Here is a 20,749-nt window from a genome sequence, read left to right on the forward strand (position 1 = left end):
GTGAGGGGGAAGGCCCTGGGGACGGTTAGCCACTCTCCTCAACCAGCTCCCATAGATCAACTTTCTCGGCCCGCCCCTTCACCTGCACCAGACCCAACGGCCGAAACTCGAAACGATCGGCAACGGCGTCATGTATGGCCGAGCTTGCCAGGATCGACGTCCCAAACTCCTTGTTCAATCCCTCCAAGCGTGACGCGACATTGATCGTATCGCCCATGGCCGTGTATTGCTGCCGCGAAATGGCGCCGAAACTGCCGACCACCGCCGGGCCGGTGTGCAATCCAAATCGGGTGAAGAGCTCGGGGCGGCCATTCCTTCTGTTCTCCTCGTTCAGGCCGTCAACCGCCGCTTTCATCGCAAGCGCGCATCGGCAGCCGTGTTCGACATGCTGCATATCCGGAACGGGGGCGTTCCACATGACGAAAATGGAGTCGCCGAGATATTGGACGACTGTCCCGCCCTGGCCCTCGGCAATGGTGTTCAAGAGTTCGAAATAGGCCGACAGCGTATCGACCACGTCCTCGGGCGAATTCTGCTCGGATATGGTGGTGAAGTCCCTGATATCGGTGAACAGCACCGTCACATCCTGGCGCTTCGCCTTGACGACGGCTCGCCCTTCCGGGCTGACGATGCGCCGAACCACTTCACGCGGCACATAGAGCGCGAACTGGCCGATGGCGTGACGGCTTGCCGAGAGCGCGCCAGCCAGCGTGTTTATCTCCGTTATCCAGGAGTGGGACAAGGCTTTCTCGCCAACATCGAGATCGCCGATCCTGCGCGCCTCATCGGCGAGCCGGTAGAGTGAGCGGCTGACCATGCGCGAGAGAACCACCGATGCAGCGACACCCGCGAGCACGAAGGCGCCGGCAATCAGGAGATTGCGCACGAGCAGCCGGTTGGCTTCAGCCACAAGGTCTTCCAGCGGCACGACGATCGCGGCAGTGCTTCCCTGGAACAGACCGGATACGCTGACGGGCGCAATCTGCACGAGATAGCTTTCGCCATCAAGATCGAGCCGCGCCAAGCCGCCGTTTGCGAAGGCGGGATCCCGTCGCAGCCTGGCCACCGTTTCGAGACTGGCGTCGAAACGGTTTGCCGTTGTGGCGAAGGCGCCTGACGTTCTCGACCATATTGCGATGATCCTGCTCATGATTTCAGGGTCGGAATGAGCGACGAGATGACCGCTGCCATCGATGATATATGCTCGGGCATGCGGCGAAATCCCCTGCGCATCCAGCAGGCGACCGACCGTCTGCAGGTGAATGTTGATGCCTGCGACCACCCGGCCATCGTCCTTCATCGGCGCCGCGATCGTCAGCGTCGGAACCTTGAGCGTTCCGGTCACATAGGGCCCCACGGAGACCGGAACTCCGTCCTGAACGACGGCCTGATACCAGGGGCGTTGCCGCGGATCGAAGGACGCATCTTCCATATCCCGCTCGCCGATCGGTCTTGCCTTGCTGTCGAGAAAGCCGAGTGTCGATAGGACGTGCGCGCTTTGCCGCTCCGCGATCGTTCTGATCGCGAAAGCCGTATCGTCAGGCGCCGAGAGGGTCTGGCGGACATCCCTCCTTCCGGCGTTGATGACCTGCAGGTAAGAGCCGTCGGGATATCCGGCATAGACGCTTGTGGCCTCGGGGACGTTTCGCAGGATTTCCAGAAAGAGTTCCTGTTTTGCCTTCATATCCTGAGGCGGCGGGGAAACGAGCTGCGGCAGGGTCGATGCCAGCGCGACCGCCTCGGTGCCTCCCTCCAGCGTGTTGCGATATCCCTCGATCAGCCGCAGGCTCATCCCGCGCATCTGCTGTACGCCGGCGTTCACGGCGGCATCGCTTCCCTGCCTGAATGCCATCCAGATGATCGGCATCGACGTGCAAAGCAGCGATGCAACGACCAGGACGCCGAGATGCACTCTGAGCGGTTTGGACCAGCGCACGAGATTTCCCTCGAAATGCGGACGGCTCAGGGCACCTATTTTTCAATGGTCGTTTAATCGTGCGAATGAGCGTACCCCAACGATGCCAGCTAACTGCTTTTTTCGGGCTTGCACAAGGTTGATGTGAGTACTCCGCCCGTCATAGATAGCCTGGCTGGGGCTGCGGAAGATGCCCGTTGGCGGCTCCACCTCCTCGCTGGCCTCTGACTTTTGAGGACGATCGTTGGGACACGAATGAAAAGCCCGCGATTGAATAGCCTGCAAGCCTCTCGAAAATCGCTGGCCCGGTTCTATTTCCGTCATGGCCGGCATTTCGCGGGTATCGCCGTTGAGGGCGATGAACAATCATTTTCGAATGGGGCGTTTTCATTGACGGACAATTTCTCTCAGGCCGCCGGCAGGGCCGAATGGACGCTTGCCGATTTCCTCAGCACCTATCGTTACTGGGCCTTGTTTCTGGCCTCACTGCTTCTGGCTTTCGGCGGGCAGGGGCTCACGACGGTCTTTCCGCTGATTTCGCAGGAGGCCGGAAGCGGCGTTCAAACCATCGCGATCTTCTATCTCGGCTCCAATGCCGGCTGGGTCATCGGCGCCTTCCTCGCCTTCGTCGTCGCCAGCCGCCATGGACGGCCGGCGCTGATCGCGCCGCTCGTCGCCTGCACCCTTGCCGCCATCGCTGTCAGCTTGGCGCCGGCGCTCTGGGCCTCGCCGGTCTTCCTGTTTTTCTTCGGATTATTATTGGGCGCGGTCCGGGCGGTTTTCCCGCTGGCGATTGCGATTTTCCTGGTAGGCGGTCGCCCCGGCAGGATCGATTTCGGCTGCGCGCTGACGCTGATGTCGACCACGATCCTGACCTCGGCCTTCGCGCCCGTCTTCGCCTCCTGGCTCTATCAGGCGGATCAAGGCGGATTGTCCGTTGCGATCGCGTTTCTCGCCTGCCTGGTGATTGCCGCCGTCCTGCTCCTGCCGGCGCAGCCTCTCGCCTTCGACGACATGCCGCGCCGGCGCCACAGGCCGATTGCGCCGCAAAGGCGATCGCCGCTCATGGTCGCCGTCATCCTCACTGCGCCGCTGGTGCTGATCTTCCTCCTCAGCCTTGGAGTTTACGGCTTTCAGGGCGATGGGCTCGAAGCGAACGGCACTTTCGAGATCGCGCAGCTTCTCGCCTTGCTGGTGCTCGTCATCGCGATCGCCGCCCTCATTTATCTTGCCTATTGGGCCTATCGCATCCATGGCGAGCTTGCGGGCGCTGCACCGTCGCAACGCCTGCTCACACCGCTTGCCGCCATGCTGATCGTGATCCTCGTGCCGCTCGGTCTGCCGGTTCTGCTGATGACGCTCGGCGATCTCCTCAACGATCGCGGGCGAGAGAGCGGCCATGGGCGCCTGATCTCTATCGCCTGGCTCGCCTTCTGGAGCTTCCTCTTCCCGCCGATCGCCATCGCTTTGGTGCAGAATGCGGCGAACAAGAGCTATGGCGGCGTTTAGCCGCAACATTCGCAATCAAATATCTACGGCAAAAACAGCACGTTGTATTGATCGAAATCACCCGGCAGTTCGCGGACCTTCATCTCCACCTCGCGGTCCTCGAAGACGACGAGGCAATCCTCGTAGAAACCGGAGAGCATCGATATGAAGGACTTCGTCCTCTCCGGCCCATAGAAGAGCGGCGTGAACTCCATGTAGAGCGGCACGCGGCGGGCAAGCAGCGGCTGCATCGAGCGGCAGGCGACCGGCTCGTAGCCTTCGATGTCCATCCAGACGAGACCGATCGAGACCGGATCGACCGAAAGCCCGGCAAGGATTTCGGAAACCGGCTTCACCGGCACGCTGATCTTCTTATCCTTCGGGCTTTGGCGGATGGCGCTGCTCTTGCCGTGATTGTCGAGGTTGAGGAAAAAGTCGATCTCGCCTTCGCTCTCGCCGGCGGCGCAATTGACGAGGCGGACCTTCTCCTCCAGCCCATTCTGGCGGATGTTCAGGGTAAGCAGCGGGAAATTGCGCGGGTCGGGTTCGACGCTGACGATCTGGGTGTAGGCGCCGCTGAAAGCGAAATAGACGGTCTGGGTGCCGATATTGCCGCCGATCTCGAGCAGCGTCGCATCCTTCCTGAGAAGGCCGCGCTCGCGCAGGATGACGATCAGCCGGTCGACCGCCTCTCGCTCGAAGTGGCCCTTCCGGAAAACCTTGCGGCCGATATAGTCCGACGGCGAGAAGGTCATCAGGTGGTCACCGGCATCAACGGTCATCGAGACGACGCGCCGGCCGATATTCTCGATCAGCAGGCGGCGGCCGAAGCGGGTATCGAAGAAGCGTGAAGCCGCGGCGTTGCGCGCCTTGCGCAGGCGGCGGTTCCAGTATCTGGCGGTCAGCCAGGGCTTGCCGGGCATCAATCTTTTCCTTCGAGCGGTTCTGCCGCTTTCTCTCTCGGAATGACATAGACTTTCAAGGGCAGGGCACGGCCGCGCACATTGATTTCACGGCTTTCGATGCCGGCAAGAGCGGCGCCGGAAAGGTTCGCGACCGGCTCGGAGATGACGATCGCCGCTTCGAACTCCTTGGCGGCACTTTCCAGCCGGCTCGCGACGTTCACGGTATCGCCGATCGCCGTCATACTGCGCACCCGGCCATATCCCATCGTGCCGACGACGGCGGGGCCGGTGTGAATGCCGATCGCGATGCGCAGCGGCAGCGCCAGTTCCTCGGCAAGTTCGGCGGCGAGTTTCTCGATCTCGGCGACGATCGCGGCGGCGGCCTTGAGCGCCTGGCGGCAGGCCTCTTCCGGCGCGGTGTTGAGGCCGAAGAGCGCCATGGCGCCGTCGCCGATGAACTTGTCGAGCCGCCCGCCCGCCTGCTCCACCGCCTTGCCGATGATGGCGAAATAGCGGTTCAGCAGGAAGACGACATCGAAGGGCAGGCGCGTTTCCGTCAGCGTGGTGAAATGGCGGATATCGACGAAGAGCACGGCGATTTCGCGTTCGCGGCCAGGGCTGGTCTCCTGGCTGTTGGCGGGGAGGGCGGCTTCGACCGCCGGCACAAGGAGCGGTGCGACCGCGACGTCGCGGTCCGGGCGAAGCTGGCAGGCGAGCCGGACATCCGGGCCGGCATTGATGCGCCTCAGCGTCGTCTGTTCCATCTTGTCGGGGATCGGCAGGCTTTCATAATCGCCGAGGATCTGCACGCGGCAGGTGGAGCACTGGCCCTTGCCGCCGCAGACCGAATAATGCGGCAGGCCGCCGAGCCGGCTTGCTTCCAGGACCGTGAAGCCGCGCGGCACGCGGATCACCTCGCCGCCCGGATAGTGCACGGCGACCTGGTCGATGCGCTCCTTCAGCCGGCGCCGGGCGCGGGCGGCAACGACGGCGAGCAGCGAGAACGAGAAAGCGCCATAGAGCCCGGCACGGACCGCGGCGATCCGGGCGCGCACCTCAGGGTCGGAGAGATAGTGGGCGTTGACGTTGACCTCGTAGGGATTGGTCGTCAGTTGATAGGAGGGATCGGCAAGCGTACGCCCCATCTGCACGAAGCCGAGAACCGAGAGCACCGGCACGAGGATCGCCAGCGCCAGCAGCAGTGGCGCAGCACCTGCATACCACGGGCGGTAGCGCAGCCAGAAATGGATGCCGATGCAGCCGTGGAACCAGACGGCGATGACGCCGAGCACCTGCCGCGCACCATTCGCCGGGTTCTTGATCCACAGCTGCTCGACGACCGTCTCGTAATCGTCGATATAACCGTAGAGGTCGTGGGCGATGCGTGTGCCGATGACGTGATCGATGAGAAGCAGCGGGATCAGCAGGCCGAGCACGATCTGGGCCGTTTCCCCCTTCGGCATGACCAGGCTGCGGCGCAGATAGATGGCGCGCAGCACCAGCGTCATGTGGATCACGACAGATGCGTAGAACACCACAGTACCGGCGGGATTACGCCAGATGGCGAGGAAAAGGTGGCGGGCCTTGTCGGCGGCATCGAGCGAAATCAGTCCGAGTGCATGGTTCGACAAATGCAAGAGGACGAAGATGAAAATGACGAGGCCGGAACCGAGCCTTGCCCTTCTGATCGAGCGCTCCGAAAAAATCCCTGTGACTGAGGCCGTCGTCATTCATTCCCGTTCTTGTCGATGTAACCGCGCGCCCATAGAGATTGGGAAAAAGGCGGAATTGTTTCGAGCGCGATCACATTCCATATGCTTATGCGCAAGTTTTAGGGAAAGGGACAATAGCGGATTTTTTCGCCCGGCAGCGAGCGCCGATTTGGAAACAGTCTGTCTTACGTGAGGGATGCGCAATGCGGGTGGCTTTCTACGCGCCGATGAAATCGCCGAACCATCCGGTGCCGTCGGGCGACCGGCTGATGGCGCGGCTGTTGATCCGGGCGCTGGAGCTTGCCGGCCACGAGGTCGAGGTCGTTTCCGAGTTCCGCACCCATGTCTCGGCGCCGGAAGCGGCGGCAGGGCTCGAACCCGCCATCTCCGCCGAGCTGGAGCGGCTGCGGCTGAAATGGAAGTCCGGGCCGCGACCCGAGCTCTGGTTCTGCTATCATCCCTATTACAAATCGCCCGACCCCTTCGGGCCTGCAATTTCCGCCGAGTTCGCCATTCCCTATGTCACGGCCGAAGCCTCCTATGCGGCAAAACGCGACCGGACCGGCTGGGCCGCCAGACAGAAGCTGGTCGGTGGGGCGATCATGCAGGCGGCGGTCAATATCAGCTTCACGGAACGCGACCAGGCGGGGCTCGAAGCAGCTTTTCCGGCGGCAAGGCTTGCCCGCCTGAAACCTTTCATAGATGCGACGCTCTTCGAAACCGCGTCGCCGAGGCCCGATCCGCGCCGGCTGATGACGGTCGCCATGATGCGGACCGGCGATAAGATGGGCAGTTACGCGATGCTTGCAAAAGCGCTCCGGCTGATCGAAGAGCGGCCCTGGACTCTCGCAGTCATCGGCGACGGTCCGATGCGGGAAGAGGTGCAGGCGCTGTTTGCCGGCTTTGCCGGCCGTATCGAATGGCTGGGCGAGCGCAATGCCGCCGAAATCGCCGAGCTGCTCGGGCGAGGCGGCATTTATGTCTGGCCGGGTTGCGGCGAGGCCTACGGTCTTGCCTATCTGGAGGCTCAGGCCGCCGGCCTGCCTGTCGTGGCGCAGAAAACGGCGGGAGTGCCGGCGGTCGTCGAGACCGGCGTGACCGGGCTGCTGACGCCCGAGGGCGATATCACAGCCTATGCCGAGGCCGTGGCAGTCTTGCTCGACGACAGGGAAAGGCGCGACGCCATGGGGCAAGCGGCTCGGCGCTTCGTACTCGGGGAGCGCTCGCTTGCGATGGCGGCGCGCGTGCTGGACGGGATTTTACGGGATAAGGCAGGAACAGGAGTGACGTGATGACCGACAGGACCACCTGGGAGCCCCTGCGCCGCGAGCTCGATCGCTGGCAGGCCGCCGACCGTGTGGCGCGGTTCTGGCTGCGCGACGATGACGCGGTCGAGCCGACGCCGGCGCTGGAGACGCTGATGGCGTTGGCCGGGGAGAACGAGGTTCCGCTGACGCTCGCCGTCATTCCCGGGCTGACCGGCGAGGCACTGGCCACGCGCCTGGCGGAGGAGACCGCCGTCACCGTTGCGGTCCATGGCTGGTCTCATACGAATTACGCCGGTCCGGAACGAAAAAAGCAGGAACTCGGCAGCGACCGGCCGGCGGATGTCGTGCTCGGCGAATTGCGCGAAGGCTTCCAGCTCTTGGAGCGGCTGCATCCGGCCCGCTTCCTGCCGATGCTGGTGCCACCGTGGAACCGGATCGACGCGGCCCTGATCCCGGCGCTGCCGGGGCTCGGATTTGAGGCACTTTCCGTCTATGGGCGGGCAAGGCAGGACGGCCCGGTGCCGCTCCTCAACACCCATGTCGATATCATCGACTGGCACGGCACGCGCGGCGGGCGGAGCGAGGAGGAATTGGTGGCCGAGCTGGTGGCGGAGCTTCGCGACCGGTTTGCCGGCAACGCCGAGCCTGTCGGCGTGCTCGCTCACCATCTGGTGCATGATACGGCCGCATGGGACTTCCTGTCGGCCTTGTTCGCGGCGACGGGCCGGCATCCGGCCGTCCTCTGGTCGGCCGCGGCAGAGCTTTTATAGCGTCAGATCACCACGGTCTGATTGTCGCGCGCGGCAAAGGCTTCGGGGAAGGCGGCCTGCGCCTGCGCTTCCATCTCAGCCAACTGTTCGTCCGTGCGGGACGGGGCGTGGTGGAACAGGGCGAAGCGTTTGGCGCCTGCCATCTTGGCAAGCTCGGTGCCGTGCTCCCAGGTCGAGTGGCCGAAGCCCTTGAAACGCTGCATCTCGTCTTCATTGTAGGTGCAGTCGTAGACGACGAGGTCGGCGTCCCGCATCATTTCCAGCGAGACCGGATCGTGAGCGCCGGGAATATGCTCGATGTCGTAGACGAGGGCGATTGACCGGCCCTGCCATTCGATACGGTAACCGATGGCGCCGCCCGGATGGTTCAGCATGAAGGTCTTGATCTCGATGCCCTCATGCGGGGTCAGTACCTGGCCCGGATGGAAATCGCGGAAGTTCATCGTCGCCTGACAGATGTCGGTCTTCACGGGAAACCAGGGCGGACTGATGAACTGCTCGACCATTTCCCGCGTGCTCATCTTGCCGTCGAGATGGCCGGACCAGATGGTGACGTTGATCGAGGGATAGTAGATCGCCTTGAAAAAGGGCAGGCCGATGATGTGGTCGTAATGGCAGTGGCTGAAGAACAGGTCGACATCGCTGACGCCGTCGGCGAGCATCGACAGACCGGCCTCGCGCAGGCCGGAGCCGGCGTCGAAGATCATCCGATGCTTTCCGCAGCGGATCTCAATGCAGGAAGTGTTACCGCCGTAGCGGTCGAACTCGGGGCCCGATACGGGAATACTGCCGCGGACACCCCAAAATTTAACTTGAAACAGTTCTGTCGTCATCGTTCTTCAAACCGGCCTTCCCGCGTCGCCATCGTAACCATAGTTTTTCCCGATGCGAAGCAGCAGAATTCCACGGGTTTGCCTGCGTCCCCTTTCATTCTCCTAACCGCTAGCGGAAGAAGAAGTAGATTTTCCTAAGCAATCGGCTTTCGCGTCGGAAAGCAACCCAGTATGGTTGGTTTTCGGTAAATGGGCTGCAGGGGGCGGGGACATTTTCCCGTAAGTCATGCCTATTAGATGGTTGCGCGCGATCGAAAAAGCAAATCGCCGCGCCTTGTCGCTCGAATCCCCGCTGCATGGCTTTGCCGCGACCGAGCAATCTGCCACGCCGAATGCCGCTGATCCTTGATCGGATTGATGCGACGGGCCTTCGCATCGGTAACATCGGAGCGGCGCTTGAAAAACATAGCACTGAGTGCTACTTAAAATCATGGCGGAACGGATATTCAAAACCGGCTGGTTTACCAAGGCAGCTCGCAAAGCACGTATATCCGATTCCGAATTATTGAAAGCTATCAGGCAGGTTGCCGAAGGCAAGGCCGATGATCTGGGCGGTGGCGTCTTCAAGAAGCGATTGAACGACAATCAGCATCGGTCGATCATCTTGGCGAATGCTGGTCGATTTTGGGTGTATGAGTATTTGTTCGCCAAAAAGGACAGGGCAAATATCGAAGACGACGAACTCGTGAAGTTTCGCAAACTTACCAAATCTTATGCCGGCCTTTCCGACAGCCAGCTTCAGGAGTTGCTCGATATCGGTCATTTTGTGGAGATCGAACATGGCAAAAAGCACTAAGTACAAGAGCGATGCGTTCGAGGCGATTCATACGTCTGCGGAGGCTCTCCATAAAATAGGAGCGATCGACAAGGAAACGATGCGTTCCTTCGATGAAAGCTGCCTGGTTTCGTTGCAGGCATTTGATCCCGAGACCATCAAGGCACTGCGGGAAAGCAATCACGTCAGTCAGCCGGTTTTCGCACGATATCTCAACACCAGCGAATCCACGGTGCAGAAGTGGGAAAGCGGCGCCAAGCGACCAAGCGGAATTGCGCTGAAGCTGCTCTCGATCGTGCAGAAGCATGGTCTTCAGGTTCTGAACTAATTCTCTCCGAGCCGCTTGATATTTCCTATCAGATCTCCGGCGAGGCGCAGGCTCGCAGCGGTCGCCATCGTCATTTGCGGCAGGAGCAGCCATTCCAGCGTCCAGGCGGCACCCGAGCGTTCCTGTTCGTGGACGAGGGACTGGTGGATCCCCGAGAGCGCCGTGGCGTTGAAGCGGGCGAGCGAGACCAGGACTTCGGCGGAAACGGGGTTCTGCTTGTGCGCCATCGCCGAGGAGGCGCCGCCGCCTGCGATCTCGATCTCGTCGCCGCCTTGAGCGAGCAGCGCGATATCCTGGCCGAGCTTGCCGAGGCTGCCCGAAATCGAAGAGAACAGACCGGCGATGTCGGCGGTCGGCAGACGCCCGCTCTGCCATTGCCTGACATCGGTGAGGCCAAGCTCCTGGGCGAGTGAAGCGCGGATTGCCGGGCCTTGCGCCCCGAGCTTGTCAAGCGTGCCGGCAGCCCCGCCGAACTGGACGGGAAAACTCTGCTCGGTCAGGCGGTCGCGATAGGTGATCAGCGGCGCGCGCCAGGCGTCAAGTCGGTTGGAGACGGTGATCGGGATCGCCGCCTGCATGCGGGTGTGACCCATCAGCCGGTTGCCGCCGAACTGGCGGTCGAGCGCATCGAGCCCTGCGGCAATCGTGGAAAGCCGGCCGGCAAACAGGAAGGTAATGGCCTTCAGGCGGATCATCAGGCTGGTGTCGATGACATCCTGGCTGGTGGCGCCGAGATGCAGGCTCTTGGCCGCTTCCTCGCCGACAGCGGTGCGCAGCTGCTTGACGAGGTCGGGAATGACGACGCCGTCCCTTGCCGTTGCCGACCGCAGGCTGGTGAGATCGGGGGAAAAGCTGGCGCAGGCCTCGGCGATCTGTTTTGCTGCCTCCGCGGGGATAAGGGCATGAGCCGCTTCCGCCTTTGCCAGCGCGGCTTCGAAGGAGAGCATGGCGCGGATATCGGCCTCGGCGGAAAAATAGGGCGCGATTTCATCGTCGCCGAGCAGGCCGGAGAGGAAGGGATGGTCGAAGGGTGATGCGGTCATGGTCTGCTCGTTGTGGTGGTGGCCCCCTCATCCGGCTGCCGCCACCACTGGGTCGAGCCACCGGTCTCGACCCGTCCTTCGGACCCCCTTGGGGAGAAGGGACTTGGGGCAGCCCTGGCGCCTTGTGAGCGGGCGATCTCTTATGACACTATTCCCCTCTCCCCATCGGGGAGAGGGCAGGGTGAGGGGGCCGCTCGCGCGGAGCTCTCCGACCCCCAGCATATTCTCAAATATCCAGAAACACCGTCTCCTTCGGACCCTGCAGATGGATATCGAAATGACAGGTCGCGCCGTCGCGGGTGGCGACCATCGTTGCCACCCGCTCGCGATGTTCGATGCGTAGGAGCAACGGATCGCTGGCGTTGGCCTCCGTCTCTTCCGGGAAATACATACGCGTGTGCAGGCCGATATTGATGCCGCGGGCGACGATCCAGAAGGTGATGTGCGGGGCTTGTCTGCGGCCGTCCTTGAAGGGGACCTGGCCGGGCTTGATGGTGTCGAAACTATAGACGCCGTCTTCGGCGCGCGTTGGGCAGCGGCCCCAGCCGGCAAAGTTCGGGTCGGCGGCACCACGCATTTCCGAGGGGCTGTTGTAGAGGCCAGCGCTGTCGGCCTGCCAGATTTCGATCACGGCATCGCGCACCAAGGCGCCGCCGCCATCGAAGATGCGGCCGGTGACGGTGATGCGTTCGCCGAGCGTCTTGTCATTGACCATCGCGTTGCCGAGATCAGTGTCGTAAACACCCGCTATGTCGCAGAAATTCGGGGTCAAGCCGATATGAACGTAGGGGCCCGCCGTCTGCGATGGCGTTTCCTTGAGATAGCCGAGCTGCTGCATGGTCAGTTGCCCTCCAGCCTGTTTTCGAACATCGTCGAGCGGCGGCCGCGCAGCACGATATCGAATTTATAGGCGCGTGAATCCATCGGGATCGTGTTGCCCCAGTCGAGCGGCGCGATCAACTGCTCGATCGCCGCCTTGTCGGGGATCGTGCCGACGATCGGACATTTCCAGATCATCGGGTCGCCCTCGAAGTACATCTGGGTGATTAGGCGCTGGGCAAAACCGTGGCCGAAGACCGAGAAATGAATATGGGCGGGGCGCCAGTCGTTGACGCCGTTCGGCCAGGGATAGGCGCCGGGCCGGACGGTGCGGAAATGATAGCGGCCTTCCTCATCGGTGATGGCGCGGCCGCAGCCGCCGAAATTCGGGTCGATCGCTGCGAGATAGGTTTCCTTCTTGTGGCGATAGCGCCCGCCGGCATTGGCCTGCCAGAATTCGACCAGAGCACCGGCGACGGGCTTGGCGCGCTCGTCGAGCACACGGCCATGGACGATGATGCGTTCGCCGATGGCGCTTTCGCCGGGCCGCGCATAATTCAGGATCAGGTCGTTGTCGAGGTCGCCGATCATCGAATGGCCGAAGACCGGTCCTGTCGTTTCGGAGATCGTGCCGTCGAGCGAGAGCAGCGCGCGTTGCGGCGAACGCAGCACTGACGTTTTGTAGCCGGGGGTCAGCGCCGGCGGATGCCAGGCGCGGTCGCGGGCGAAGAAGGCGCCGGTCTCGGGTTTGCTGTTTGGTCGTTCGGACATGTTTCTCCCTCAGGCCGCCTTTTCGGCGTCCATCTGTGCAAAAGCCTGCTTGGCGATCTTGATCGCGTGGTTGGCGGCGGGAACGCCGGCATAGATTGCCACATGCAGCAGCGCTTCGCAGATATCCTCGCGGGAGGCGCCCGTATTGGCGGTGGCGCGCACATGCATGGCAACCTCCTCATCCTGGCCGAGGGCGGCGAGCAGGGCGATCGTGACGATCGAGCGCTCGCGCTTCGTCAGCGCCGGGCGCGACCAGACATGACCCCAGGCGGCTTCGGTGATCAACTCCTGGAAGGGGCGGTCGAACTCCGTAGTTGCTGCTGCGGCGCGGTCGACATGGGCGTCGCCGAGCACGGTGCGGCGGGTCGCCATGCCCTGCCGATAGCGCTCCGAAGAGGAGGCGGTCTCGTTCATCGGTTGTTTTCTCCAGGCGGAAGTGATGTGAGGAAGGTGCGGATGATCGCCGTCAGCGCCTCCGGCTGCTCGACGCAGGGGATGTGCGCGCAATCGCGGATGACCTCGTAGCGGGCGCCTGGGATCAGCCGCGCCGTGGCGAGCACGAGATCGGGCGGCGTCGAGCCGTCCTGGTCGCCGACGATGCAGATCGTGGGAACGGCGATCTTCTTTGCCGCTTCGGTGAAATCGGCATCGCGGATCGCGGCGCAGGCGGCGATATAACCCTCGACCGGCTGGCGCGTCAGCATGTTGCAATAGCCTGAATAGGCGGTGTTCTCAGGCCGGCGGAAAGCCGGGGTGAACCAACGCTCCATGACGGCATCGACGATGCTGCCGATGCCGTTTTTCTCGACCGCCGCGATGCGGGCATTCCAGCTTTCTGCCGTGCCGATCTTATGAGCGGTGTCGCAGAGGATGAGGGCGCGGACGAGATCCGGGCGGCGCTGATAGAGCGATTGTGCGATGAGGCCGCCGACAGAGAGGCCGCAAATGACGGCGTCCTTCACCGACAAGAGATCGAGCAGGCCGGCGAGATCGGTCGCATGGTCTTCGATCGACGCGGGAAACTGGCCGACATCGGAAAGGCCATGGCCGCGCTTGTCGTAAAGCACGATGGCGCATTCGCCGGCAAGCCGCACCACGACGTCCCGCCAGATGCGGAAATCCGTTCCAAGCGAATTGGCGAAGACGATCACAGGCCTGTCGGCGGGTGCGCCGATGATCTGATAGTGGATCGTCACGTCGTTTATGCGGGCGAACTGCACGTGTGTTTCCTCCTGAATATGAAATTGAACGGTTGATCCGGTTAAGTAAAATGATATTTATCGGCTTTTCGATAACCCTGGAGTTATGGAAGAGATGATCGACAGCCGCGTCAAGTTTCGCCATCTGCAGACCTTTGTCGAGGTGGCGCGGCAGAAGAGCGTCATGAAGGCGGCTGAATTGCTGCATGTCAGTCAGCCGGCGGTGACGAAGACGATCCGCGAGCTGGAGCAGGTGCTGGGTGTCGCCGTCTTCGAGCGCGATGGCCGCGGCATCAAGATTACGCGCTACGGCGAGGTCTTCCTGCGGCATGCCGGGGCGGCGCTGACGGCGCTGCGCCAGGGGCTCGATTCGGTCTCGCAGGAACAATTCGCCGATGCACCGCCGATCCGCATCGGCGCGCTGCCGACGGTGTCGTCGCGCATCATGCCCCGGGCGATGGAACTCTTCCTCAAGGAAGGGACCTTGAGCCGGGTGAAGATCGTCACCGGCGAGAATGCCGTGCTCTTGGAGCAGCTTCGCGTCGGAGACCTCGACCTCGTCGTCGGCCGTCTGGCCGGGGCGGAGAAGATGGCCGGCTTTTCCTTCGAGCATCTCTATTCCGAGCAGGTGGTGTTTGCCGTGCGGGCTGGCCATCCGCTGCTTGGCGCCAGGCAATCGCCATTCGCCGGTTTTGCCGACTACACGGTGCTCATGCCGACGCGGGGCTCGATCATCCGGCCGGTGGTCGAAAATTTCCTCATCGCCAACGGCGTTTCCAGTCTGCCGAACCAGATCGAGACGGTTTCGGACTCCTTCGGCCGGGCGTTTCTCAGGGCAAGCGACGCGATCTGGATCATTTCCAACGGCGTGGTGGCCGACGATATCGCCGACGGACGGCTGGCCCTTCTGCCGGTCGATACCGGCGAGACCAAGGGACCGGTCGGCTTGACGATGCGCGCCGATGCGGTGCCGTCTCTGCCCCAATCGATCCTGATGCAGACGATCCGGGAGGCGGCGGGGGAAATTTCCAGGAAACCCTAGAAACTACAGGTCGGCTCGACGCATCGACGTCAGAAGGCTTTCAGCCTGACGAAGGCAACCCTTCGGCCCATTCCTTTACCGCCTTCGCCATCGTGGAAAGGTGATCGGCGCCGGAGAAGCCGGAAATTTTCTTGCGCGGCTTGAGGTCGTGGTCGCCGTCCTCGAGCCAGAGGATCTCGATCCGGCCGGAAAGATCGTAGTTTAGTACCTCCTCCTGCGTGCCGAATTCGTCGCGCGTTCCCTGGCAGATCAGGGTAGGCGTCGTCAGCTCCTTGAGATGGCCGGTGCGCAGCTTTTCCGGCTGGCCGGGCGGGTGGAAGGGATAGCCGAGGCAGAGCAGGCCGGCGATCTTTCTCCGATGATGCAAATCATCGGCGATCATGCTGGCGACCCTGCCGCCCATCGACTTGCCGCCGATGATGAGAGGGCCGTCGGCGCCAAGCTCGGCGATGGCCGCCTCATATTCGGGATTGAGCGTTTCGGCGCGCGGCGGCGGTTTGCGCCCGCCGGTGCGGCGGGCGGCCATATAGGCGAATTCGAAACGGGCGACACGGAAGCCGACGCCGACGAGCGCCTCCGCCGCTGCCGTCATCGATGCCGAATCCATCGGCGCGCCGGCGCCATGCGCAAGAAGGATCGTGAAGCGCGCATCCTGCGGACCCTGAAGCAGAAACTTTTCGGGCATCGGCATCCTCCTGTCATCGGAACCATGTCGGCGGCCGTGACTTCTTCCTTCAAAGGAGACGGACAATGTCGACGAATGATGAAAACGTAAAGCCCGAACAGCGCCGGCCCAAGGATGTCGGCGCCGTTCCCGGCAAGCCCGAGCCCGCCGACTCGGAATCGATGCCGCCGCCTGCGGTGCAGCCGGCCGGAGTCAGGGACAAAAGCGAACGGCCGGTGGTCAATCCCGTAACCGGCGTCGCCTTTTAGCGGCCGCCAGCAACGATCATGCAGAACGCCCCTTGAAACCCTGTCGCAAAAGGTACATATAGCGGCCCTGCCTGAAAAATGGATGCATGGGGTATCGACGTCGTCGAGCCGCTTGCCGTCCAACAGGGTAAGGGCGCTCCCCGCAAGGGTCGAGCGCCCTTTTTGCTTTCCGGCATTGCACGGGTAAATTTTTCGCGGCGCGCTGTCGACTTTCCTATCCGCCGTTCGTCATCTTTACGGCGTGTTGAATTCCGTTGCGGCTTCGGCATGTCCTTTGCGCGTTGGACGCGCGGCAATAGAAGGAGGATCGTCATGGATAATCGGCATCTGGTACCTGCCGCCGTGCTTGCGGCGAAGAACGGCGTGCGTTTCCCCAATGAGAGCGAAGCCTATCGCAGCGCCCGCGACGCGCTGCTGGCCGAAGAGATCGAATTGCGCCGGCACATCGAGCGCGTGGCGGTGCAGCGCCGCGCGCTGCCGCCGGGCGGCGAAGTGAAGAAAGATTATCGCTTCGAAGGCGCCGACGGGCCGATAAGCTTCAGCGAACTCTTCGCCGACAAGGAGACGCTGATCGTCTACAGCTACATGTTCGGCCCCCAACGCGAGCGCCCGTGCCCTATGTGCACCTCGCTGCTGTCCGCCTGGGACGGCGAAGCGCTCGATATCCAGCAGCGCGCCGCGCTTGCCATCGTCGCCCGCTCGCCGATCGAAAGGCTGCTCGCCTTCAAAAAAGAGCGCGGCTGGCATCACCTGCCGCTCTATTCCGATCTGACGGACGATTATAGCCGGGACTACCATGCCATCGGCAATGATGGCAGCGATGATGCTGCCTTCAATGTCTTCACGCGGCGCGACGGCACCATCCGCCACTTCTGGAGCCAGGAGATGGGCGGCGTCACGGCCGATCCCGGCGAGGATCCGCGAGGTGCGCCCGATCTGATGCCGCTCTGGACCGTGCTCGATTCGACGCCGGAAGGCCGGGCACCGGACTGGTATCCGAAGCTTTCCTATTGATACCTGCGGGGTGTCAGCCGGTGGAGCGGTTTCTGGAGGTCTCGATCCATTCGAGGTTGGCGACCGAGGCCTCCGGCAGCAGCGATGGATCGAGATCGTAGACATAGCCGCTCAGCATGTCGGCGGCGCGTTCGGTCGCCTTGATCTTCGCCTCGGTTTCCGCGACCGCCTTGGAGATCGCTTCGATGCGGGCGCGGAACATGTGGGCGAGCACATCGCGGCCGGACTGTTTTTCGAGCCGCTCCAGGTGCAGTCCGATGCGCGAGGCGTGGCGCTCCAGCTCGCTCTTGCTGAAACGCGCCTTGCGCAATTCCTCGGAGAGGCTGTCCTGCATGACGGCGACGGGATCGAAGCTTCCAGGCGCCCGCTCGTCGAGCACCGCATCGGTGACGAGCTTCTCGATCATGACGAGCGCCTGCAGCTCGGCGGCATCGGCGAATTCGACGTCATAGCCGGTATCGTCGTAAACCTTGCGGCGGACCGGATCGAGAAGCAGCCCATAGGCTTTCTGCAAAATGTCGAAGGCTTCCGTATCGCCTCCCGAATCGGGATGAGCGACCTTGGCAAGGCGGCGATAGGCAGCCTTCAGCTTCGCCTCGTCCGCATCGCGTTCAACGCCGAGAATTTCGTATGGATCGGTCACGCCTGCTCCCCTGCTGCCCGAATGCCGGGGCAGTCTAGGTCTTCTTTTGCATCACAAAGGCAAAGTTTAGACCGAAAGGAGGAATGACGTCTATGGTCTGACATGAGAATGGTCGATGCGGTGGCCTCGATCATTTCTTGATGATCTATATTTTTCAATATGTTGTGCGGCGATCAGTTTGTGATCATCGAGGCGAGATAACATTTGGCCGTGCCGTCGATTTTTAGTTCGGTTCCGGCCGCATTCTCGATCAGCAGCGCATCGCCGGCCGCAAGCGCGCCGGTCTCGTCGTTCCACCGAAACGACACTGCGCCGCTATGGCAGAGCAGCAGGCATGCCGACGAAGCCAGAGGCACGCTCCTGCCACCGTCGACATCGATTCGGGTCAGCCTATGGGCGACCCCGTCGCGGCGGGTCATGACGTTGAGATCGGTGATCGCGCCGTCTTGGAGCCTGGCCGCCACCGGGATATCCGCCGGGAAGGCCAGGGGATCGCTTGCCGTCGTCAGCAGCGCCGGGGCGCTGCCCTCGATATCGAGCACCATGCCGTTGCCGTCGAGAATCACAAGCGTGCGGTCGATGCCGGGAAAGATCGAGAACGGACCGTCCGTTGCGACCGTCGCCATGCTGACGCGCCAGTCGAAGCCGGCAAGGCCGGCATCTTCCGGCGAAACGGCGATTTCCACCGTTTCGCCGCCGCCGTTCTTCCACGGCATGCGCTTGTGATCGCTGGCGCGCAGGATCTTCATGGAGCTCAGTTCCCGAGAATGCCGGGCAGGCGCAGGCCCTTGTCCTTGGCGCAGTCGATGGCGATGTCGTAGCCGGCATCGGCGTGGCGCATGACGCCGGTCGCCGGGTCGTTCCAGAGCACGCGTTCGAGACGCTTCGCCGCATCATCCGTGCCATCGGCGCAAATGACGACGCCGGAGTGCTGGGAGAAGCCCATGCCGACGCCGCCGCCGTGATGCAGCGACACCCAGGTAGCGCCCGACGCCGTGTTGAGCAGGGCGTTCAGCAGCGGCCAGTCGGAGACGGCATCGGAGCCGTCCTTCATCGCTTCGGTCTCGCGGTTCGGCGAGGCGACGGAGCCGGAGTCGAGATGATCGCGGCCGATGACGATCGGTGCGGAAAGCTCACCATTCCTGACCATCTCGTTGAAGGCCAGAGCCAGGCGGTGACGGTCGCCGAGGCCGACCCAGCAGATGCGCGCCGGCAGGCCCTGGAAGGCGATGCGTTCCTTGGCCATGTCGAGCCAGTTGTGCAGGTGGGTGTTGCCGGGGGTCAGTTCCCGCACCTTGGCGTCTGTCTTGTAGATATCCTCCGGATCGCCGGACAAGGCGGCCCAGCGGAAGGGGCCGATGCCGCGGCAGAACAGCGGTCTTATATAGGCCGGCACGAAGCCCGGGAAGGCGAAGGCGTTTTCGAGGCCTTCTTCCTTGGCGACCTGGCGGATGTTGTTGCCGTAGTCGAGCGTCGGAATGCCGGCGTTCCAGAAGGCGATCATCGCTTCGACATGTTCGCGCATCGAGGCGCGCGCTGCCTTTTCCACCGCCTTCGGATCGCTCTCGCGCTTGGCCTTCCACTCGGCCATCGTCCAGCCCTTCGGCAGGTAGCCGTTGATTGGGTCGTGCGCCGAGGTCTGGTCGGTGACCATGTCGGGGCGGATGCCGCGGCGGACCATCTCCGGCAGGATTTCGGCGGCGTTGCCGAGCAGGCCGACGGATTTGGCCTCGCCAGCCTTGGTCCAGCGGTCGATCATCGCAAGCGCCTCGTCGAGCGTCTCGGCCTTGGCGTCGAGATAGCGGGTGCGCAGGCGGAAATCGATCGAGTCGGGATTGCATTCGACGGCGAGGCAGCAGGCGCCGGCCATGACGGCTGCGAGCGGCTGGGCGCCGCCCATGCCGCCGAGGCCGCCGGTCAGGATCCATTTGCCCTTGAGATTGCCGCCGTAATGCTGGCGGCCGGCCTCGACGAAGGTCTCGTAGGTGCCCTGGACGATGCCCTGCGTGCCGATATAGATCCACGAACCGGCCGTCATCTGGCCGTACATGGCAAGGCCCTTTTTATCCAGCTCGTTGAAATGGTCCCAGGTCGCCCAATGCGGCACGAGGTTGGAGTTGGCGATCAGCACCCGCGGCGCATCCTTGTGGGTGCGGAAGACGCCGACCGGCTTGCCGGACTGCACCAGCAGCGTTTCCTCTTCCGTCAGCGTCTTCAGCGTGGCGACGATGCGGTCGAAATCCTCCCAGGTGCGCGCGGCGCGGCCGATGCCGCCGTAAACGACGAGCTCGTTAGGATTTTCGGCGACGTCGGGATCGAGGTTGTTCATCAGCATGCGCAGCGGCGCTTCGGTCATCCAGCTCTTGGCATTGAGATCGTTGCCGCGGGGCGCGCGGATTTCACGGATGTTGTGGCGTGGATTGTTCATGACGGTTCCCCTGTCGAGTGATCGTTATCGTTTCAGGCCGGGTGCGATCTGTTCGAGGCGCACCAGAATGTCTTTGAGATGGACGCGAAGTCTGTCCGCCTTGGCGGTGTCGTAGGCGAAGGGCACTGTTTCGGTTTCGAGATGCGTGGATTGTGTAAGCTCCATCTGGATCGCATGCACGCCGGTTTCGGGCCGGCCATAGTGGCGGGTCGTCCAGCCGCCCTTGAAGCGGCCGTTGAGCACGCTGTCGTAGCCTTCGGCGGCTTGCGTGACGGTCAGCGCCGCCTGCTCGATGGCACTGTCGCAGGTCTTGCCCATATCGGTGCCGATATTGAAATCCGGCAGCTTTCCTTCGAAGAGGAAGGGAATATGCGAGCGGATCGAGTGGCAATCGTAGAGGATCGCAACGCCATGGATTGCCTTGACACGCTCGATCTCGGCGGCAAGGGCGGCATGATAAGGCGCATGAAAATCCTTGAGCCGCGCCGCAATATCGGCTTCGTCAGGCGCCTGCCCATCCTTCCAGATCGCCTTGCCGTCGAAGTCCGTTTCAGGGACGAGGCCGGTGGTGTTCTGGCCGGGATAGAGGCTGACACCAGCCGGATCGCGGTTGGCGTCGATCACGTAGCGATGGAAGGTGGCGCGGACCGTCGTGACATCGTCGAGCAGGCCGTCATACAGCCGGTGGATGTGCCAGTCGGTATCGGCGAGGAGACGGCCGTTTTCGTTGAGGCGCTCGGCGATGTCAGGCGGCACGTCGGTGCCGGTGTGGGGGAAGCCGAGGATGATGGGCGAGGTGCCCTGGCGGGTTTCGTATGGTGTGGTCATCAAAACCCCTCCCCAACCCCTCCCCACAAGGGGGA

The 20,749-nt window shown here is 62.8% G+C and carries 22 protein-coding genes; 8 read left to right on the plus strand and 14 right to left on the minus strand.

All coding sequences use genetic code 11. The features are described 5' to 3' along the window. Nucleotides 1-25: 25 nt before the first annotated feature. Nucleotides 26-1,936, minus strand: coding sequence for an adenylate/guanylate cyclase domain-containing protein (locus tag QD408_RS11270; protein ID WP_088683502.1), 1,911 nt, complete (start codon nucleotides 1,934-1,936; stop codon nucleotides 26-28). A gap of 369 nt (nucleotides 1,937-2,305) precedes the next feature. Between QD408_RS11270 and QD408_RS11275 the strand changes: the two genes are divergently transcribed. Beyond that, nucleotides 2,306-3,424, plus strand: a complete 1,119-nt coding sequence (locus QD408_RS11275) for a hypothetical protein (protein ID WP_414139362.1) — start codon at nucleotides 2,306-2,308, stop codon at nucleotides 3,422-3,424. Nucleotides 3,425-3,447: 23 nt separating this feature from the next. On the opposite strand, the gene QD408_RS11280 is transcribed toward QD408_RS11275, so the two are convergent. Together QD408_RS11280 and QD408_RS11285 are read right to left on the minus strand one after the other, a co-directional pair. Beyond that, nucleotides 3,448-4,326, minus strand: a complete 879-nt coding sequence (locus QD408_RS11280; RefSeq protein ID WP_414139363.1) for an FkbM family methyltransferase — start codon at nucleotides 4,324-4,326, stop codon at nucleotides 3,448-3,450. Next, the gene (locus tag QD408_RS11285; RefSeq protein ID WP_414139364.1) at nucleotides 4,326-6,038 is read right to left on the minus strand and encodes an adenylate/guanylate cyclase domain-containing protein; all 1,713 of its coding nucleotides are present in this window, start codon (nucleotides 6,036-6,038) and stop codon (nucleotides 4,326-4,328) included. The genes QD408_RS11280 and QD408_RS11285 overlap by 1 nt, the downstream gene beginning before the upstream one ends. 185 nt (nucleotides 6,039-6,223) lie before the next feature. Here QD408_RS11285 and QD408_RS11290 point away from each other — a divergent pair, with 185 nt between their 5' ends. Together QD408_RS11290 and QD408_RS11295 are read left to right on the plus strand one after the other, a co-directional pair. Next, entirely contained in the window at nucleotides 6,224-7,312 is a 1,089-nt protein-coding gene (locus QD408_RS11290; protein ID WP_414139365.1) for a glycosyltransferase family 4 protein, read from the plus strand. Next, complete coding sequence (locus QD408_RS11295) at nucleotides 7,312-8,058, plus strand: polysaccharide deacetylase family protein (protein WP_414139366.1); 747 nt, start codon at nucleotides 7,312-7,314, stop codon at nucleotides 8,056-8,058. Before QD408_RS11290 ends, QD408_RS11295 begins: the two co-directional genes overlap by 1 nt. A gap of 2 nt (nucleotides 8,059-8,060) precedes the next feature. Here QD408_RS11295 and QD408_RS11300 read toward each other — a convergent pair whose 3' ends face one another. Then, a complete protein-coding gene (locus QD408_RS11300; protein ID WP_414139367.1) occupies nucleotides 8,061-8,891 on the minus strand; it encodes an MBL fold metallo-hydrolase in 831 nt (276 codons plus the stop codon). Between the two features lie 430 nt (nucleotides 8,892-9,321). Between QD408_RS11300 and QD408_RS11305 the strand changes: the two genes are divergently transcribed. Both QD408_RS11305 and QD408_RS11310 read left to right on the plus strand, forming a co-directional pair. Continuing rightward, entirely contained in the window at nucleotides 9,322-9,687 is a 366-nt protein-coding gene (locus tag QD408_RS11305) for a type II toxin-antitoxin system RelE/ParE family toxin (protein ID WP_414139368.1), read from the plus strand. Continuing rightward, nucleotides 9,671-9,994, plus strand: coding sequence for a helix-turn-helix domain-containing protein (locus tag QD408_RS11310; protein WP_414139369.1), 324 nt, complete (start codon nucleotides 9,671-9,673; stop codon nucleotides 9,992-9,994). The genes QD408_RS11305 and QD408_RS11310 overlap by 17 nt, the downstream gene beginning before the upstream one ends. Here the strand turns inward: QD408_RS11310 and QD408_RS11315 are convergent. The 5 genes from QD408_RS11315 to pcaD form a co-directional block, all read right to left on the minus strand. Beyond that, nucleotides 9,991-11,037: a 3-carboxy-cis,cis-muconate cycloisomerase gene (locus QD408_RS11315; protein ID WP_414139370.1), complete on the minus strand. Its 1,047-nt coding sequence runs from the start codon at nucleotides 11,035-11,037 to the stop codon at nucleotides 9,991-9,993. The two genes, QD408_RS11310 and QD408_RS11315, sit on opposite strands and share 4 nt — an antisense overlap. Before the next feature lie 226 nt (nucleotides 11,038-11,263). Then, nucleotides 11,264-11,875, minus strand: a complete 612-nt coding sequence (pcaG, locus tag QD408_RS11320) for a protocatechuate 3,4-dioxygenase subunit alpha (protein WP_414139371.1) — start codon at nucleotides 11,873-11,875, stop codon at nucleotides 11,264-11,266. 2 nt (nucleotides 11,876-11,877) lie between these two features. After that, nucleotides 11,878-12,627 (minus strand): protocatechuate 3,4-dioxygenase subunit beta, encoded by a 750-nt coding sequence (gene pcaH, locus QD408_RS11325; RefSeq protein ID WP_414139372.1) that lies wholly within the window; start codon nucleotides 12,625-12,627, stop codon nucleotides 11,878-11,880. Nucleotides 12,628-12,636: 9 nt separating this feature from the next. Then, complete coding sequence (pcaC, locus tag QD408_RS11330) at nucleotides 12,637-13,041, minus strand: 4-carboxymuconolactone decarboxylase (protein WP_414139373.1); 405 nt, start codon at nucleotides 13,039-13,041, stop codon at nucleotides 12,637-12,639. Then, nucleotides 13,038-13,847 (minus strand): 3-oxoadipate enol-lactonase, encoded by an 810-nt coding sequence (gene pcaD / locus QD408_RS11335; protein ID WP_414139374.1) that lies wholly within the window; start codon nucleotides 13,845-13,847, stop codon nucleotides 13,038-13,040. The genes pcaC and pcaD overlap by 4 nt, the downstream gene beginning before the upstream one ends. A gap of 94 nt (nucleotides 13,848-13,941) precedes the next feature. On the opposite strand from pcaD, the gene pcaQ reads away from it, so the two are divergent. After that, nucleotides 13,942-14,868 (plus strand): pca operon transcription factor PcaQ, encoded by a 927-nt coding sequence (gene pcaQ / locus QD408_RS11340; protein WP_414139375.1) that lies wholly within the window; start codon nucleotides 13,942-13,944, stop codon nucleotides 14,866-14,868. A 40-nt stretch (nucleotides 14,869-14,908) separates the two neighbouring features. Here pcaQ and QD408_RS11345 read toward each other — a convergent pair whose 3' ends face one another. Then, a complete protein-coding gene (locus tag QD408_RS11345) occupies nucleotides 14,909-15,553 on the minus strand; it encodes an alpha/beta family hydrolase (RefSeq protein WP_414139376.1) in 645 nt (214 codons plus the stop codon). Between the two features lie 65 nt (nucleotides 15,554-15,618). On the opposite strand from QD408_RS11345, the gene QD408_RS11350 reads away from it, so the two are divergent. After that, nucleotides 15,619-15,801, plus strand: coding sequence for a hypothetical protein (locus QD408_RS11350; protein ID WP_088683489.1), 183 nt, complete (start codon nucleotides 15,619-15,621; stop codon nucleotides 15,799-15,801). A gap of 312 nt (nucleotides 15,802-16,113) precedes the next feature. Further along, a complete protein-coding gene (locus QD408_RS11355; protein ID WP_088683488.1) occupies nucleotides 16,114-16,815 on the plus strand; it encodes a DUF899 family protein in 702 nt (233 codons plus the stop codon). Between the two features lie 13 nt (nucleotides 16,816-16,828). Here the strand turns inward: QD408_RS11355 and QD408_RS11360 are convergent, their stop codons facing one another. From QD408_RS11360 to hutG, 4 genes are all read right to left on the minus strand, one after another. Further along, nucleotides 16,829-17,458, minus strand: a complete 630-nt coding sequence (locus tag QD408_RS11360) for a J domain-containing protein (protein ID WP_088683487.1) — start codon at nucleotides 17,456-17,458, stop codon at nucleotides 16,829-16,831. Between the two features lie 173 nt (nucleotides 17,459-17,631). Then, nucleotides 17,632-18,207, minus strand: coding sequence for a HutD family protein (locus tag QD408_RS11365; RefSeq protein WP_088683486.1), 576 nt, complete (start codon nucleotides 18,205-18,207; stop codon nucleotides 17,632-17,634). A 5-nt stretch (nucleotides 18,208-18,212) separates the two neighbouring features. Further along, nucleotides 18,213-19,886 carry a urocanate hydratase gene (gene hutU / locus QD408_RS11370; protein WP_088683485.1) on the minus strand — a complete coding sequence of 558 codons (1,674 nt, stop codon included), beginning with the start codon at nucleotides 19,884-19,886 and terminating at the stop codon, nucleotides 18,213-18,215. Nucleotides 19,887-19,910: 24 nt separating this feature from the next. After that, complete coding sequence (gene hutG, locus QD408_RS11375; protein WP_088683484.1) at nucleotides 19,911-20,714, minus strand: N-formylglutamate deformylase; 804 nt, start codon at nucleotides 20,712-20,714, stop codon at nucleotides 19,911-19,913. Nucleotides 20,715-20,749 lie beyond the last annotated feature (35 nt).

It is taken from the genome of Rhizobium sp. BR 249 (assembly GCF_047445895.1).
Classification (GTDB): domain Bacteria; phylum Pseudomonadota; class Alphaproteobacteria; order Rhizobiales; family Rhizobiaceae; genus Rhizobium.

Excerpts from the sequence above, each read along its gene's own strand:
- pcaH (WP_414139372.1), bottom strand. The coding sequence starts at position 12,627 with ATGTCCGAACGACCAAACAGCAAACCCGAGACCGGCGCCTTCTTCGCC.
- pcaC (WP_414139373.1), bottom strand. The coding sequence starts at position 13,041 with ATGAACGAGACCGCCTCCTCTTCGGAGCGCTATCGGCAGGGCATGGCG.
- QD408_RS11365 (WP_088683486.1), bottom strand. The coding sequence starts at position 18,207 with ATGAAGATCCTGCGCGCCAGCGATCACAAGCGCATGCCGTGGAAGAAC.
- QD408_RS11280 (WP_414139363.1), bottom strand. The coding sequence starts at position 4,326 with ATGCCCGGCAAGCCCTGGCTGACCGCCAGATACTGGAACCGCCGCCTG.
- QD408_RS11345 (WP_414139376.1), bottom strand. The coding sequence starts at position 15,553 with ATGCCCGAAAAGTTTCTGCTTCAGGGTCCGCAGGATGCGCGCTTCACG.
- hutG (WP_088683484.1), bottom strand. The coding sequence starts at position 20,714 with ATGACCACACCATACGAAACCCGCCAGGGCACCTCGCCCATCATCCTC.
- pcaG (WP_414139371.1), bottom strand. The coding sequence starts at position 11,875 with ATGCAGCAGCTCGGCTATCTCAAGGAAACGCCATCGCAGACGGCGGGC.
- QD408_RS11295 (WP_414139366.1), top strand. The coding sequence starts at position 7,312 with ATGACCGACAGGACCACCTGGGAGCCCCTGCGCCGCGAGCTCGATCGC.
- QD408_RS11355 (WP_088683488.1), top strand. The coding sequence starts at position 16,114 with ATGGATAATCGGCATCTGGTACCTGCCGCCGTGCTTGCGGCGAAGAAC.
- QD408_RS11300 (WP_414139367.1), bottom strand. The coding sequence starts at position 8,891 with ATGACGACAGAACTGTTTCAAGTTAAATTTTGGGGTGTCCGCGGCAGT.
- QD408_RS11315 (WP_414139370.1), bottom strand. The coding sequence starts at position 11,037 with ATGACCGCATCACCCTTCGACCATCCCTTCCTCTCCGGCCTGCTCGGC.
- QD408_RS11350 (WP_088683489.1), top strand. The coding sequence starts at position 15,619 with ATGTCGACGAATGATGAAAACGTAAAGCCCGAACAGCGCCGGCCCAAG.
- QD408_RS11285 (WP_414139364.1), bottom strand. The coding sequence starts at position 6,038 with ATGACGACGGCCTCAGTCACAGGGATTTTTTCGGAGCGCTCGATCAGA.
- pcaQ (WP_414139375.1), top strand. The coding sequence starts at position 13,942 with ATGATCGACAGCCGCGTCAAGTTTCGCCATCTGCAGACCTTTGTCGAG.
- QD408_RS11310 (WP_414139369.1), top strand. The coding sequence starts at position 9,671 with ATGGCAAAAAGCACTAAGTACAAGAGCGATGCGTTCGAGGCGATTCAT.
- QD408_RS11290 (WP_414139365.1), top strand. The coding sequence starts at position 6,224 with ATGCGGGTGGCTTTCTACGCGCCGATGAAATCGCCGAACCATCCGGTG.
- hutU (WP_088683485.1), bottom strand. The coding sequence starts at position 19,886 with ATGAACAATCCACGCCACAACATCCGTGAAATCCGCGCGCCCCGCGGC.
- QD408_RS11305 (WP_414139368.1), top strand. The coding sequence starts at position 9,322 with ATGGCGGAACGGATATTCAAAACCGGCTGGTTTACCAAGGCAGCTCGC.